Annotated in this window: 14 protein-coding genes and 1 tRNA gene; 9 read left to right on the top strand and 6 right to left on the bottom strand. The window is 63.7% G+C overall.

The window, feature by feature from the left end:
• The first annotated feature begins 114 nt into the window (after positions 1–114).
• From MKI88_RS09210 to MKI88_RS09185, 6 genes are all read left to right on the top strand, one after another.
• Complete coding sequence (locus MKI88_RS09210; protein ID WP_241631053.1) at positions 115–2,034, top strand: potassium transporter Kup; 1,920 nt, start codon at positions 115–117, stop codon at positions 2,032–2,034.
• Positions 2,031–2,534 (top strand): 2'-5' RNA ligase family protein, encoded by a 504-nt coding sequence (locus MKI88_RS09205; RefSeq protein WP_241631126.1) that lies wholly within the window; start codon positions 2,031–2,033, stop codon positions 2,532–2,534. Before MKI88_RS09210 ends, MKI88_RS09205 begins: the two co-directional genes overlap by 4 nt.
• 71 nt (positions 2,535–2,605) lie before the next feature.
• A tRNA-Met gene (locus tag MKI88_RS09200) sits at positions 2,606–2,682 on the top strand.
• 70 nt (positions 2,683–2,752) lie between these two features.
• Entirely contained in the window at positions 2,753–3,121 is a 369-nt protein-coding gene (locus tag MKI88_RS09195; RefSeq protein ID WP_241631052.1) for a hypothetical protein, read from the top strand.
• 12 nt (positions 3,122–3,133) lie between these two features.
• Positions 3,134–3,427 (top strand): LPP leucine zipper domain-containing protein, encoded by a 294-nt coding sequence (locus MKI88_RS09190; RefSeq protein WP_241631051.1) that lies wholly within the window; start codon positions 3,134–3,136, stop codon positions 3,425–3,427.
• 90 nt (positions 3,428–3,517) lie between these two features.
• Positions 3,518–4,228, top strand: a complete 711-nt coding sequence (locus MKI88_RS09185) for a hypothetical protein (RefSeq protein WP_241631050.1) — start codon at positions 3,518–3,520, stop codon at positions 4,226–4,228.
• 102 nt (positions 4,229–4,330) lie between these two features.
• Here MKI88_RS09185 and MKI88_RS09180 read toward each other — a convergent pair whose 3' ends face one another.
• Complete coding sequence (locus tag MKI88_RS09180; protein ID WP_241631049.1) at positions 4,331–7,264, bottom strand: TonB-dependent receptor; 2,934 nt, start codon at positions 7,262–7,264, stop codon at positions 4,331–4,333.
• A 304-nt stretch (positions 7,265–7,568) separates the two neighbouring features.
• Here MKI88_RS09180 and folE point away from each other — a divergent pair, with 304 nt between their 5' ends.
• Positions 7,569–8,186 carry a GTP cyclohydrolase I FolE gene (gene folE / locus MKI88_RS09175; protein ID WP_241631048.1) on the top strand — a complete coding sequence of 206 codons (618 nt, stop codon included), beginning with the start codon at positions 7,569–7,571 and terminating at the stop codon, positions 8,184–8,186.
• 9 nt (positions 8,187–8,195) lie between these two features.
• Here folE and MKI88_RS09170 read toward each other — a convergent pair whose 3' ends face one another.
• Positions 8,196–8,804 (bottom strand): YitT family protein, encoded by a 609-nt coding sequence (locus MKI88_RS09170; RefSeq protein WP_241631047.1) that lies wholly within the window; start codon positions 8,802–8,804, stop codon positions 8,196–8,198.
• A 60-nt stretch (positions 8,805–8,864) separates the two neighbouring features.
• On the opposite strand from MKI88_RS09170, the gene MKI88_RS09165 reads away from it, so the two are divergent.
• Complete coding sequence (locus MKI88_RS09165) at positions 8,865–10,316, top strand: PLP-dependent aminotransferase family protein (protein WP_241631046.1); 1,452 nt, start codon at positions 8,865–8,867, stop codon at positions 10,314–10,316.
• A 221-nt stretch (positions 10,317–10,537) separates the two neighbouring features.
• Here MKI88_RS09165 and rplI read toward each other — a convergent pair whose 3' ends face one another.
• The 4 genes from rplI to MKI88_RS09145 all read right to left on the bottom strand — a co-directional run bounded on the left by rplI (position 10,538) and on the right by MKI88_RS09145 (position 13,217).
• Positions 10,538–11,137 (bottom strand): 50S ribosomal protein L9, encoded by a 600-nt coding sequence (rplI, locus tag MKI88_RS09160; protein ID WP_241631045.1) that lies wholly within the window; start codon positions 11,135–11,137, stop codon positions 10,538–10,540.
• A gap of 13 nt (positions 11,138–11,150) precedes the next feature.
• Positions 11,151–11,375 (bottom strand): 30S ribosomal protein S18, encoded by a 225-nt coding sequence (gene rpsR, locus MKI88_RS09155; RefSeq protein WP_119759194.1) that lies wholly within the window; start codon positions 11,373–11,375, stop codon positions 11,151–11,153.
• A gap of 13 nt (positions 11,376–11,388) precedes the next feature.
• Positions 11,389–11,814 carry a 30S ribosomal protein S6 gene (gene rpsF, locus MKI88_RS09150; protein WP_241631044.1) on the bottom strand — a complete coding sequence of 142 codons (426 nt, stop codon included), beginning with the start codon at positions 11,812–11,814 and terminating at the stop codon, positions 11,389–11,391.
• 281 nt (positions 11,815–12,095) lie between these two features.
• On the bottom strand, positions 12,096–13,217 hold the full coding sequence (locus MKI88_RS09145; protein WP_241631043.1) for a hypothetical protein: 1,122 nt from the start codon (positions 13,215–13,217) through the stop codon (positions 12,096–12,098).
• 190 nt (positions 13,218–13,407) lie between these two features.
• On the opposite strand from MKI88_RS09145, the gene MKI88_RS09140 reads away from it, so the two are divergent.
• Entirely contained in the window at positions 13,408–13,782 is a 375-nt protein-coding gene (locus MKI88_RS09140; protein ID WP_241631042.1) for a hypothetical protein, read from the top strand.
• The last annotated feature ends 139 nt before the right edge of the window (positions 13,783–13,921 follow it).

The raw sequence follows: 13,921 nt of genomic DNA, 5'->3' as shown, positions 1-13,921 counted from the left end.
CGCAGTTGATAGTGCAGATGCGAAATGCTAGTGGCCGCGAGCCCTTTGTTCGGCAAAGAGAGACGGCTTTTTTTATGGCCTTTGTCAGTATGACGCGAGCTAACTGAACGCTCGATGAGCACCACAGCAACGGCAGCGGAGGCACAAGCCTCGCAGGCCCATGTCGACCAGCCTCTTGCGAAGCTGGCGGTGGCGGCCATCGGGATCGTGTTCGGCGATATCGGCACGAGTCCCATTTACGCGTTTCGCGAAACCTTTGCGGGGCACCATCCGCTCACGCCCGACAAGCTCCACATCCTTGGCGTTCTGAGCCTCATCTTCTGGTCGATGATGATCGTGGTCACGATCAAGTACGTGTCGATCATCATGCGCGCTGACAACAAGGGCGAGGGGGGCAGCCTCGCGCTGCTCGCGCTGATCAACCGCCAGTCCGAGGGCAAGCGCTGGAGCGCACCGATCGTGATGCTGGGCGTGTTCGCCACCGCGCTGTTCTACGGCGACAGCATGATCACACCCGCAATGTCGGTGCTTTCGGCGGCCGAAGGGCTCGTGACCGTCGATTCGCGCTTCGGCACATGGGTTCTTCCGATCGCGGTCGCCATTCTGATCGGGCTGTTCTCCATCCAGGCGCACGGCACCGCCAAGGTCGGCCAGCTCTTCGGGCCGATCATGATGATCTATTTCGTCGCGCTCGCGGTGCTCGGCATCATGCACATCGTCCAGGCCCCCGCGATCCTCATCGCACTCAACCCCTGGTATGCCGTCCAGTTCTTCATGACCGACGGCACGCTCGCGTTCCTCGCGCTCGGTTCGGTCGTCCTCGCTGTGACAGGCGCCGAAGCGCTCTACGCCGATATGGGACATTTCGGGCGCAATCCCATCCGCGTTTCGTGGCTCTTCTTCGTGCTGCCCGGCCTGATGCTCAACTATCTGGGGCAGGGGGCGATGATCCTGTCGCTGGATGCGGCGGGTGCCGCGGAGGCGATCAGGAATCCCTTCTTCCTGCTGGCGCCCGAAGCGGTACGCCTGCCGCTCGTCATCCTGGCGCTGCTCGCGACGGTGATCGCGAGCCAGGCCGTCATCTCGGGCGCCTTCTCGCTCACCCAGCAGGCGATCCAGCTCGGCTTCATCCCGCGCCTGCGCATCCAGCACACCAGCGCCAGCGCCGCGGGACAGATCTATATCCCCGTCATCAACTGGGCGCTGATGGTGATGGTGATCCTGCTCGTGCTGTTCTTCGGCTCGTCGAGCAACCTCGCCGCGGCCTATGGTATCGCGGTGACGGGCGCGATGTTCATCGACACCTGCCTGCTCGCGGTGGTGCTCTTCAGCCTGTGGCACTGGAACAAGGCGATCGCCGTGGTCGTGCTCGCGGTCTTCTTCATCGTCGACACCGCCTATTTTGCGGCGAATCTGACCAAGGTGCCCGATGGCGGCTGGTTCCCGCTGCTCGTTGGGCTGTTCGCATTCACCCTGCTCACCACTTGGGCAAAGGGGCGCAAGCTCATGATGGACCGTATGCGTGAGGCAGCGATGCCGATCGCGGTGTTCGTCAACTCGGCCGCCAATTCGGCGACGCGCGTTCCCGGGACAGCGGTGTTCATGACCTCGACCGCCGACGGCGTGCCGCACGCGCTGCTCCACAATCTGAAGCACAACAAGGTGCTGCACGAGCGCGTCATCCTGCTGACCGTGAAGATCGAGGACGTGCCCTATGTCGCGATGGAGCAGCGCTGCGGGCTGAAAGACCTCGGCCATGGCTTCCACCGCCTCGTCATCCGCTATGGCTTCATGCAGGAGCCCGACGTGCCCGAGGCGCTGAGGCTGACGACGGGCTGCGGCCCCGAGTTCAAGATGATGGACACCAGCTTCTTCCTTGCGCGGCAGACGCTGCTGCCCTCGGCGCGGCCGGGCATGGCGCTGTGGCGTGAGCGGCTGTTCGCGTGGATGATGCGCAACGCCGAAAGCGCGATGGACTTCTTCAAGCTGCCGACCAACCGCGTCGTCGAACTCGGCAGCCAGGTCGAGATATAGGCGCGCCGATCATCGTCTCCGCGTTCTTCGGTGACGCGGATTTCGCGTGGCTCGACGGGCTGCGGCGCGCGCATTACCCGGCGGAGCACAATCGCGTTCCCGCGCATCTGACACTGTTCCAGCATCTGCCGCCCGCGATCGAACCCGAACTTCGCGATCAGCTTTCAGCGGCGACACGCGGCACGCCGTCGCCGGCCGCGCGCGTCGCGGGTGTCATGCGGATGGACCGGGGCGTTGCGCTGCGTATCGACAGCCCCGCGCTCGACGAGATTCGCGTGCAGCTTGCGGAGCATTTCCACGGCCTCCTGATCGCGCAGGATCAGGCGGGCTGGCGGCCCCATGTCACCATCCAGAACAAGGTCGAACCGCGTGTCGCGAGGGCACTGGCCGAGGCGCTGGAACAGGCGTTCCGGCCGCGTCCGCTCGCCATCGCGGGGCTCGCCGCCTGGCGCTACCGCGCCGGAACATGGGAGCCGCTGGCGCGACATCGCTTTGGATGACAATGCCCTGTTGACCACCCCCGCGCCGCTGACTATAGCGCCCGTCCGCGCACCAAGCGCGAGGCCCATGGGGCGGAGTAGCTCAGCTGGTTAGAGCAGCGGAATCATAATCCGCGTGTCGGGGGTTCAAGTCCCTCCTCCGCTACCAACAAAAATCCTGTCCGGAATTAGGGAATCATGTGCGCGGCGGGCAGGGCTATGCGGGGGGGCAATTGCAGATGCCCGCCGCGCTGGCTTTGGGCAAAGCCATTGTCGCATTGCCGCCATTTCACCGCGCGCACAATGGCAAGAAACCCCTACGCAATTTCCGCGTGGTGGCTGAACTCGATGCGCCAATCGCGCATTTGCTGCCCGTTGCGCAAGGTCAACCGCGAGCGAGCGCGCCCGGCAGGGCGCCGCTTCGTGCAGGAGCATATGTCTCGGCGCGCGGCATCGGCAAAAAACTGCGAGTTTCTACGGGTTTCTACGGATATCTTCTTAGTCGAAGCTGGCGGATGCCTGATATTCTGAAGGTTGAATCAACTCTGTTGGGTAGCGTTCTTGTTGCGTTGGGGCGCGAACTTGGCTGCTTGCGCAGCACGCTTTGAAAGGAGTTGGAAATGCTCTCACCAGGAAAAAGAATCGCGGCCGTCAGCTTGATAATCGCAGGCGGACTGAGCCTCAGCGCGTGCGCAACTACCGAATATGTGGATGAGCAGGTCGCAACGGTCACCTCTCGCGTCGCTGCGCTGGAATCGAAGGTGCAGCAAGTCGAAAGCACGGCGAACACGGCCAACACGACCGCACAGTCGGCGGCGGAAGCCGCGCAGTCGGCGAACCAGCGGCTCGATCAGCTCACTGGCCGGGTTGACGGCCTTGAGCAGCAGCTGGCGCAAAAGCGGCCCCGGAACTAATCGCTCGGCTGCGGAGTTCGTCGGAGAATCCTTGTCCTTCGGACTCCGCGGCCGCGGTGGCAGATTAGTTTGAGGTAGAGAAGATTGATCATGCACATTCGCGTGTCAGCAGCATGGCTCGCGCTTGGATGCGTTGCGTTGCCGTGGGTGGCTTCGGCGCAGGAGGTGCCGACGGCGAGCGCCGCCGAGCCGCTCGTGGACGCGGTGGCAGCCCCCGACGCGCCAGCCGCCGACGCCGTGGAACCATCGTCCGAAATTGTGGCGCAAATGGCGCAGTGGATCACCGCATCCCGCGACAATGGCGATCTGCCCTTCATGATCATCGACAAGGTCGCGGCCGAAGTGATCATATTCGATGCCCAGGGCCAGTTCCTCGGCGCGGCGCCAGCCCTGCTGGGTATCGCACCCGGGGACGAGTCCGCGCCTGGCGTCGGCGACCGCGAGTTGTCAGCAATCAAGCCTGAAGATCGCACGACGCCCGCCGGGCGTTTTGTGGCCAAGTACGGGATTGGCAGCGGCAATCGCAAAGTCCTCTGGGTCGACTATGTGACTGCGATCTCACTCCACCCGGTCGTTACAGCGAACAAGAAGGAACGGCGCCTGCAACGGCTGAACTCGCCTTCCCCGGAAGACAATCGCATCACCTATGGCTGCATCAATGTCCCCGCCTCCTTTTATGCCAAAGTCGTGAGTCCGCTTTTCAAGGAGACGAGCGGAGTGGTCTATATCCTCCCGGAGACCAAGCCTCTGAACGAGGTCTTCGCGGCATTTCATGCTCAGGGGCAGCCGAGCCCACCCTGACGCGCTTCGCACGGGCCAGGTGCTCGACCGGCAATCGCTTGTCTCAAAAGAAGGGCCCCGGTCCTTTGCGGACCGGGGCACAGATTGTGCGTTTCTGTCGCGTCAGAACTTGAAGCCGGCGGCAAGGCCGTAGCGGCGCGGTTCCAGCGTGAAGACGTTGGTGAACAGGCCCGACGACTGGTCGGTCACATACTGGCCCGTGATCGCGTTGTTCTTGGTCAGGTTCTGGACGAAGGCGCGGACGAACCAGCGATCCTCCTGCCCGTTGAGCTGGATCTGCGCGTTGATCACCTCATAGCCCGGCATCCGGTCGATATTGCCGTTGAAGATGCTCGCATAGCTCTCGCCCGTATAGGTCAGGTCGATACGCGGAACGAGCGACATGCCGTTGTCGAAGTCCACCGTGTACTGAAGGCCCGCCGAGAATTTGAAGTTCGGCGCCTGGGGCAGTTCGTTGCCCTTGAGGTTGACCTCCACGCCGCTGCCGAGGACCTGGAAGGGCAGGGCGCCCGTTGGCACGCCGAACAGCGCGCGGAGCGCCGCAGGCGGGTTCGCCGCAGTGGCCGCGAGCGCGCTGCAGATCGAGAAGGCGCCCGTGGTGTTGGTGCCCGGAACCGCCACGGGGCCGCGCAGCCCGAGCCCGGTGTTGACCGCGGTGACATAGGTGTTCACGCCAACGACATTGCCCGCGGTGGTCGGCACCACCGCGCAGTTCGACGCGTTCTGCAGATCCTTGATGATGACCGCATCCGAACGGCCACCGGAGGGATCGCGCGGATTGCTGAGGAACTTGTCGTTCGACACCTTCGAATGCAGGTAGCTGAAGCCGAGATTGGCTATCAGCGCGCGCACAGGGCTGATGATGGCCTCTGCCTCCACGCCGTAGATGTCGGCGCTGACATTGTCGTTGACCGAGGTACGCGCGACGATGCGGCTGAGCTGCAGATCCTTGTACTTGTAGTAGAAGCCCGTGAGGTTGAGGCGCAGCGTTCCGTCGAGGAAAGTGTTTTTCGAACCGATCTCGAACGAGTCGACGGTCTCGGGGTCGAAGGTCACGGGCACCGCGAAGATCGGCGACAGCGGCGGATTGACGCCCCCCGATTTGTAGCCGCGCGAGTAGGACAGGTAGACGAGGTTGTCGTCGGTGATCTTGTAGTCGAGGACCGCGCGGCCCGTGAATTCGTTGAAGCTTACATTGTGCTCGGCATATTCCTGGGCACCCGGCTTGGTGGCGTCGAAATCGAGCAGCGCGTAATTGAGCGCATCGGTGAAGCTGTCGGAGCCGAATGGCACCGCAGGGAACTGGCCTGCCGAATCCTGCAGCAGCGTCGTCCGTGCCCTGATGAACTTCTTGTCGTCGTTATAACGCAGGCCGAGCGTCAGCTTGAGACGATCGTTGAACTCGACATAGGCCTCACCGAAAATGCCGAAGGATTTCAGGCGGAAGAGGTCCGAGTCGTTACGGTAGAAGGGCGTGCCGAAAAAGGCGGCGCCGCCGGTGTTTGCAGCGCCCAGGATGCCCGTCGCATAGTCGAGGCCAAAGGCGTTGACGTAATAGCTGTTATCCTTTGTCTGGCTGTCCAGATAGTTGGCGCCGATCAGGAAATTGAACATGCCGTCGAACTGGCTGTCGACATGGCCTTCGATCGCATATTGGCGCGTCGTCAGCTTGGACCGGTCGAAGTCGAGGCTTTGCCCGAAACAGCCGATCGTGTTGCCGCCATAGACGCCGACGCCATTGGGGTCGGCGTCGGACTGGCAGACGCCGCCCGCCGGGCCGTTGGGAATCAGTGCCTGGCGAACCGCGTTGAGAAACGCGAACGGCGAACCGGCGCGGCCAAGCGCGTTAAGCTGGGCAAGGCCGGGATTGTTGGCGAGCGGCGCTTCGACCGCGAGGTTGTAGTCGGTCCGCGAGTCCACGGTGTTATGCGTGTAGCCGCCCGTCATGGTCAGGCTGAACTGGTCGCCCAGCTGCTGCTGCAGCCGGCCCATGATGTGATATTCCTCGGCGAAGTATGTCGGCGCAAAGTCGATGTTCACGTTGCGAAGGCCATCCGGCTTCGCGAAGTTCGCATAGACATCGGGGCCGTAGATGCTGCCGAGCCCGAAGCGGGCGAGCGCGCCGCCCGAGGCGGCCGATGCGATGCCGAGAAACTCGTTGGACGCGATCAGTGCCGCGAGCGTTGAGTTGCCGTTGGTCGTCTCATTCTCGAGCTTGTCGGGCGCACAACCCAGAATGCCCGTCGGGTCGCGGTTGCAGAGCTGGTTCTGGATGCGCGAACGGTCGTCCTTCTCGCGGAAATAATAGCCGATCAGGTCGAGCGTGGTGGAGGACGAGGGCTCCCAGCGCAGTGAGCCGCGGAGGGCGTAAAGGTCGCGGCCGTCGATACGCGTGTTATCGTAGACATTCTTGGTATAGCCGTCGCGGTTCAGATAATAGCCCGCCAGACGAACGCCGAGTGTGTCGGTGATCGGCGCGTTCACCATGCCGTTGATCTTGTACGACTCGAAATTGCCGTACTCGAAGCTGCCCGAGGCCTGGAATTCGGTCAGGTCGGGCTTGGCGGTGATGAAGTTGACCACGCCCGATGTCGCGTTGCGGCCGAACAGCGTGCCCTGCGGCCCGCGCAGGACCTCGACGCGCTCAAGGTCGAAATACTCGGTCTCGAACAGGCGCGTCGAGAGCAGCGGCATGTCGTTGACGTGGATCGCGGTGGCCTGGTCGCAGGTGATGCCGACGCAAAGGTCGCCAATGCCGCGGATCGTGAAGCTCGACGAGGTGAAGTTGGTCTTGGTGAAGGTGACGTTGGGCAGCGTGAGCTGGAGGTCGGTCGCGTTCTCGATCTGCTGCGACTCAAGTGCTTCGGCGGAAAAGGCTGATACTGCGATGGGAACGTCCTGAAGCCGCTCGGCCTGGCGCTGTGCGGTAACGACGATATCTGCAATGCCCGTCTCGCTCGCGGTATCCTGCGCGAGTGCGGGATTTGCGATCACGAGCGCCAAGGCGGATGCCGTAAGCAATTCGAGCTTCGTCATGGATTTTCCCCTCTCTGTTGGCCCTGTTTGCGGGCCGTCCGCTTGGTGCGGTTTTCCAGACAAATGTTGCACAAAAATTTTCTCCGTCAACCGCGGATAGCTTTGGATTTGCGGGAGTTTTGGTGCTGTTGCAGCAAGGAAACAGTTGCAATTCGAGACGTATCGGATTCAGGGCCGCGTTGCCGTAACGTCATTTTTTCGCTGCAGCGCCAAAGCAACGCGTGCAAGTGCAGGATCATTGGGGCGATTTGGTGTCAGGGGCTTCGCGTGCTAGCGGCAAAAACGGTAACCCAAGGGGAGTTTCATGACCGATTCCGCTTCACCCGATGATGGCGACCTTGTCCGTTCGCCCGCGAAGGTCGATGTGCCGGAGCATGTCGAGGAAGCGATCCGGACACTGATCCGATGGGCGGGGGACGATCCGTCGCGCGAAGGACTTCTGGATACGCCCAAGCGCGTTGCGCGCGCATGGCGTGAATATTGTCAGGGCTATGGCGAGGATCCCGCGCTCCACCTCTCGCGCACCTTTGAAGAGGTCGGCGGCTATGACGAGGTCGTGCTGCTCAAGGGCATTCCCTTCCAGTCGCACTGCGAGCATCACATGGCGCCGATCATCGGGACTGCCTCGATCGCCTATCTGCCCAAGGATCGTGTCGTCGGCATCTCCAAGCTTGCGCGCGTGCTGCACGGCTTTGCGCGTCGTCTCCAGGTCCAGGAGCGCCTGACTGCCGAAGTCGCCGACTGCATCTGGGAAAATCTGCAGCCGCACGGCGTCGCCGTGGTCATCGAGGCTACCCATGCCTGCATGACCGCGCGCGGCGTGCGCACCCCCGGGGTCGCCATGACGACCAGCCGCGTCATGGGGGTTTTCCGCGACGACGAGCGCAGCCGCAAGGAAGTGCTCAGCCTGATGGGTTACTGATCCCCCGGGTCACGACACATCGAGTACGGGATCGGTCCTGCGCTCGACGATCGTCAGCGGTGGCAGGAAGATCTGGACCAGCCAGCCGATCGAAACCGCATATAATACGGTCCCCAGTCCGATGGTGCCGCCCAGCATCCAGCCGATGGCGAGCACCGACAATTCGATCCCCGTCCGCACGAGGCGTATCGACCAGCCCGTCCGCCTGACAAATCCCGTCATCAGTCCATCGCGCGGGCCGGGGCCCAGTCCAGCGCCGATATAGGCGCCGCCGGCAACGCCATTGAGCACGATGCCGAGCGCCAGCAGCGCGACGCGAACGGGCAGCGTCTCGGGCACGGGCAGGAAATACAGGCTGGCATCAACGGCCAGGCCGATGACGACGATATTGCTGATCGTCCCGATGCCGGGGCGCTGGCGTAGCGGCAGCCAGAGCAGCAGCACCAAAGCGCCGACGACGTTGACCACGGTGCCGAAGCTCCAGCCCGCGCGCATCGCGATGCCCTGATGAAAGACATCCCATGGGTCGAGGCCAAGATTGGCACGGAGCATCAGGGCCATCGAGAAGCCGTAGAGGATCAGGCCGGCATAGAGTTGGGCAAGGCGACGGGTCATCATCCCCTGCCAATGAACAAAATTGGCATTGTTTTAAATATCCACTTGCCACATAATGGCAGTATGTTGGGACGGACCATCGGTACGGCGTCGCTTGTTCGGCAACTTGGCGCATGGCGCGGAGCGGGCAGGGGGAGTGCCGGTTACCGGCAACTGGCCGACGCGTTGCGGTTGCTGATCCTCGACGGACGGCTGCCGCTGGCTATCCGGATTCCGGGCGAACGGGATCTGGCCGCGGCACTCGACGTCAGCCGGACGATGGTGAGCGCCGCCTTCGCAATCCTGCGTGACGAAGGCTATCTCGTGAGCGTCCAGGGCTCGGGCAGCCGGACGAGCGTCCCCGCCGGTGCTGGAGGGCGGCCCGCAGCGATTCCCGATTATGCGTCGGGCGACATCATAGATCTTGCCGTTGCGGCGCTCCCTGCGGGCGCTGGCGTGCACCGCGCCTATGCCTGCGCACTGGCAGCATTGCCGGCGCATCTGCCGGGCCATGGCTATGAACCGGTTGGTCTGGATGTGCTGCGCGAGGCTATCGCTGCCCGGTACGTGGCGCGGGGCTGCCCGACCGAACCGGGGCAGATCATGGTGACGCATGGCGCGCAGCACGGCCTCGCGCTGGTCCTGCGGTTGCTCGCGGGGCCCGGGGACCGCGTGGTGGTCGATCATCCGACATATCCGCATGCGATCGACGCGATCCAGCGCATGTCCTGCCGTCCCGTGCCGGTCGGCCTCCCTGTGCAGGGCTGGGACATCGAGGCGATGACCGCTGCCTTCCGGCAGGCAAGTCCGCGACTGGCCTATCTGCTGCCCGATTTCCACAACCCGACCGGGCGCTGCATGAATGCCGCGGAACGCGCCGAACTCGCGGCCGCCGCCGCGCGGACGCAGACGGTGCTCGTCATAGACGAGACGCTGGCCGATCTCTGGCTCGATGCGCCACCGCCGGCGCCCGTCGCTGCGCATGACAGCGGCGATTGGGTGGTTACGCTGGGATCCACCGGCAAGAGCTATTGGGGCGGACTGCGTATCGGCTGGATCCGCGCGAGCGCGCGCACCATCGCCGCGCTCGGTCGCGTCCGCCCGTCGCTCGATCTGGGGACGCCCGTGCTGGAGCAGATCGCGGCCGCGGCGTTGATCGTGCAAGGCGATGCCGATCTCGAAACGCGCCGTGCAGAGTTGCGGCGGCATCGTGCGAAGCTGATCGATCTGCTCGGCGCGCACCTGCCCGACTGGCGCGTGCAGCCACCTCCGGGCGGGCTTTCGCTCTGGGCCGAAATGCCCGGCAGACTGAGTACCGCGCTCGCGGCGACCGCGGAGGGGCATGGCGTGCGCGTGACAGCGGGACCGCGTTTCGGTGCAGATGGGTCTTTCGAGCGTTTCCTGCGGATACCCTATACCCAGCCCGAGGCGATGCTGGAAAAGGGCATTGCGCGGCTGGCCTCCGCCTGGCGCGGGGTCACGGCGTCGCGGCATCGCGGCCCGGCCGCTGGTGCTGAACTCAGCGCCGTCTTTTGAGCCTTGCCATCATGTGCGCGGGCGCACAGCGGGCGCGTGTGATTTCATGCATCAAGGGCGCATGCTGAAACAGATCATCCCGCTCTTCGCGTCCTACGCAACGCTCGGCGTCACGCTGTTCCTGTATCTCGGCGGGGTGTGACGCGCGGGGGCAAAGAGAAACCGCCCGAACTCCTGCGAGCCGGGCGGTCCCTTTTTCTCGTTGAAGTCGCGAAAGGCGATCAGCCCTCGGCTTCTTCCTCGGTGACCTCGACCGCGACGGAAGCGATCTCGCCGGGCTCGGCGTTGGGATCGAACTCCTCGGTGAAGCCCGCCTCGTCCTTTTCGAACATGGCGGCCATCACGTCGACGCCCTGCGCCTGAAGCTCGGCTTCCTCGGGCGAACGTGCGACATTCACCTTGACGGTCACCACGACTTCGGGGTGCAGCGCAACCTTGACGGTCTCGACGCCGATCGCCTTGATCGGACGGTCGAGCACGACCATCGACTTGGTGACCTTGGCGCCTTCGGCTTCCAGAGCCTCGACGATGTCGCGGACCGAAACCGAACCATAAAGCTGGCCGGCGTTCGAAGCCTGACGGATGAGCGTGACGCTCTTGCCGTCGACGTCCTGCGAAGCCTTTTCGGCATCGACGCGGCGGGCGGCGTTGTCGGCCTCGATCTGGGTGCGGTTGGCTTCAAAGACCTTGCGGTTCGCTTCGTTGGCGCGGAGCGCCTTCTTGCGAGGCAGCAGGAAATTGCGGGCAAAGCCGTCCTTCACGGTGACGACGTCACCGATGTGGCCGAGCTTCTCAACGCGTTCGAGCAGAATCACTTGCATGTGCCTGCGCTCCTTACTTCACGATATAGGGCAGAAGGCCGAGATGGCGGGCGCGCTTGATCGCCTTGGCCAGCTCGCGCTGCTTCTTTGCGGACACCGCAGTGATGCGGCTGGGGACGATCTTGCCACGCTCGGACACGAAGCCCTGAAGCAGACGGACGTCCTTGTAATCGATCTTCGGCGCATCCTTGGCGGCGAAGGGGCAGCTCTTGCGGCGGCGGAAAAATGGGCGTGCCATGGTTCAGAGCTCCTTATTCGCTGTCTGCGTCACGACGGGGACGATCCTCGCGGCCGCCTTCACGGCCACCTTCGCGCCCACCTTCACGGTCGCCACGACCACGACGGCCATCGCGCTCACCCTTGCGCATCATGACCGAGGGGCCCTGCTCATGGGTGTCGACCTTGACGGTCATGTAGCGGATCACGTCTTCGTTGATCGCGGTCTGGCGCTCGAGCTCGGCGACCACGCCAGCGGGGGCGTCGATGTCGAGCAGCACATAGTGCGCCTTGCGGTTCTTCGCGATCTTGTACGCGAGCGAACGGAGACCCCAGGTCTCGGTCTTCACGACCTTGCCGTTGTTCTCTTCGATGATCTTGGTGGCGGTTTCCGCCAGCGCGTCAACCTGGGCTTGTGCCAGATCCTGACGCGCGAGAAACACGTGCTCATACAGAGCCATGCGCGCTGTTCCTTCATCTTGGCCGATCGCTGACGCCGCCCCATGCGGTCGCCCCTCCGGCTGTCTTCTCAAAAAAACCAGGGGCAGAGAGACTGGCTCTCCACCCCGGTTGCAGCGGCCCATGGCGGAAAACCGGGCGGAATGCAAGTGCGGAGCGCGCCGTGGCCGAGATTTGTGGCGGAAGCTGTTTCTTTCTTCCTTTGCGGCTCTGCACGACAAAAAATGTTCACGCGGAGACGCAGAGAGCGCGGAGAAAAGAAGAAGTGGGCGCTTGAACGGGCTCAGAGCGGCGTCGCCCAGGGAGGTGGTCGTCCGGGTGCCACGAACGACCTGGGGCAAGGGCGCACGGTGCGATAGGGCAGGTCCGCGTCGGCGGTGGATGGCGCAGGGGCGCCGGCTGCGATCGGCGTTTCGGCCTGTTCGGCGGAAACGCCGTATGCCGCCGGATCTCGCTGGACTGGATATTCGGCTGGCGGGGGAATTTCGGGAAAGCGCATTGCGTCGGTGATATCGGCGCGGGGCGGGGGCGTGCGCGCGCCGCGTTTGCGCGGACGCCCGGCCACGAAGCCGAAATAGGCGTCGCGCGCCTCGGCGGTGGCTGCGCGGATGGGGGCGATCAGCCGCTCGTTGATCGCGTGTTGCGCCGCGGCCTCGCGATCGCTCAGCGCGCGGTTGTAGCCTGGATCGCCAAAGGCGTATTCCTCATCGCCGTCGAAACCCGGCGGGGGCGGGAAATCGGTCCTGAGCGCGTCGCGGACATCGCACCACCAGACGCCCCTCAGCGCTGCCACGGCCTCTTCGGGTGTAAGATCGGCGGGCGGCGCGACATCGTCTTCCCCGCGAAGTTCACACCGTTCCTGGCCGGGCACTGGCGCGGCCATATCGGGGCGGCGCGCGGCGAGGAACAGGGCGGTCGCAGCGGCAAGGCCGGCGGCGTTCTCCTCACCCCCGCCGCGCGAGATCATGTCGAGAAACGCCTCGAAGTCCTGCGTGATGATCCGTGCGAGCGCGGCGTCGCCATCGCTCGCAGGATCGGCCAGACGGTCGAGCCGCGACAGCATCGACATGGCGAGGCGGTTATCATGCCGGCGGCGCGTCACCACGCCGTCCTCACCATGGACCAGCACGTCCTCCTGCCCCTCGATCGCGCGCGCCATCAATTCGTCGGCAAGCCGGGCGCGCGCGAGGAGCAAGGCGGCGTCCCAGCCAAGGCGAAAGGCGGTGCCGTCGACGCGAAAGCGCAGATTATAGGCCGAGCGCGTCGAAAGCCCGCACGCCTCGCAGGCGGCGCGCACCACGCCCGTTTCGGCAAGCGCCTCGAGAAAGGCGCGCTGGCGCTCCGGGCTCCAGCCATCGCAGCGCGCGGCTGGCGCGGGCAGCGCAAGGGCTTCGATAATGGCCATGAAGTTCCTCCATCCCGAATGCGAGGAGCGTAACGCAAGCGGGCGGCTGTAGGACAGAACGAAATGAGAACGACGTTGGGGTTGGTGATGACTGGTGACGCTGGCAAAGAAGACATTAGCTGAGTTGCCAGCTTGGCAGGATGCCGCGCAGCTATCATGATGCCCACTGCGTCTCCGAGGATACAAAGCCTTGAATCCACGTAAATTGATTGGTGCTGTCGCGTTAGCCCTGCTTCTGCTTCTAGCGCTGGCTATCCGCTACATAGCAGGCATCCCCCAAGATGACTGGAACCCCTTGTGGAGCCTCGCTCACGGTGTGGGCTTGTGCGTTGCGTTGTTCATGACCTTCTACGACCGGAAAAACTTTCCCGAGAAGGTTTGGGATTTCAATCCCAAGCGCGGCGTTCTGTACTTCTTACTGGGATGGATCATCTTTCCATTCATGATGGTCGTAGATGCAATTTTCGGAGCCGAGTTCACGTTGAGTGGCATGGCCGTTGGCACCTTCTTCATGTCGGTTCTGATCGGGATCGCTGGAACCTTCACGGAGAATGTTGGAGTTTAGCCGCATACCGGCCTTCAGGTCCGGTCACCCCTCAGGCCGTGCCAAACGAATGGCCGTTCTCCCCGGGCGGGTTCAACTGGTCATCGCAACACCTTCTAATCATGCTGATGAAGGAGGTGTTCTATGGTGACGTCGCGGA

The sequence above is a fragment of the Sphingomonas sp. LaA6.9 genome (assembly GCF_022601895.1).
In the GTDB taxonomy this organism is placed as follows: domain Bacteria; phylum Pseudomonadota; class Alphaproteobacteria; order Sphingomonadales; family Sphingomonadaceae; genus Sphingobium_A.
Note: the sequence above shows the minus strand (reverse complement) of the source record. Positions and strands in the feature narration are given on the sequence as shown.

What these genes read in the sequence shown, in the direction of transcription:
- rplI (WP_241631045.1), bottom strand. Translation starts at nt 11,137, where the DNA reads ATGCAAGTGATTCTGCTCGAACGCGTTGAGAAGCTCGGCCACATCGGT.
- rpsF (WP_241631044.1), bottom strand. Translation starts at nt 11,814, where the DNA reads ATGGCTCTGTATGAGCACGTGTTTCTCGCGCGTCAGGATCTGGCACAA.
- rpsR (WP_119759194.1), bottom strand. Translation starts at nt 11,375, where the DNA reads ATGGCACGCCCATTTTTCCGCCGCCGCAAGAGCTGCCCCTTCGCCGCC.
- MKI88_RS09185 (WP_241631050.1), top strand. Translation starts at nt 3,518, where the DNA reads ATGCACATTCGCGTGTCAGCAGCATGGCTCGCGCTTGGATGCGTTGCG.
- MKI88_RS09195 (WP_241631052.1), top strand. Translation starts at nt 2,753, where the DNA reads ATGCCCGCCGCGCTGGCTTTGGGCAAAGCCATTGTCGCATTGCCGCCA.
- folE (WP_241631048.1), top strand. Translation starts at nt 7,569, where the DNA reads ATGACCGATTCCGCTTCACCCGATGATGGCGACCTTGTCCGTTCGCCC.
- MKI88_RS09165 (WP_241631046.1), top strand. Translation starts at nt 8,865, where the DNA reads ATGTTGGGACGGACCATCGGTACGGCGTCGCTTGTTCGGCAACTTGGC.
- MKI88_RS09210 (WP_241631053.1), top strand. Translation starts at nt 115, where the DNA reads ATGAGCACCACAGCAACGGCAGCGGAGGCACAAGCCTCGCAGGCCCAT.
- MKI88_RS09170 (WP_241631047.1), bottom strand. Translation starts at nt 8,804, where the DNA reads ATGATGACCCGTCGCCTTGCCCAACTCTATGCCGGCCTGATCCTCTAC.
- MKI88_RS09145 (WP_241631043.1), bottom strand. Translation starts at nt 13,217, where the DNA reads ATGGCCATTATCGAAGCCCTTGCGCTGCCCGCGCCAGCCGCGCGCTGC.
- MKI88_RS09190 (WP_241631051.1), top strand. Translation starts at nt 3,134, where the DNA reads ATGCTCTCACCAGGAAAAAGAATCGCGGCCGTCAGCTTGATAATCGCA.
- MKI88_RS09180 (WP_241631049.1), bottom strand. Translation starts at nt 7,264, where the DNA reads ATGACGAAGCTCGAATTGCTTACGGCATCCGCCTTGGCGCTCGTGATC.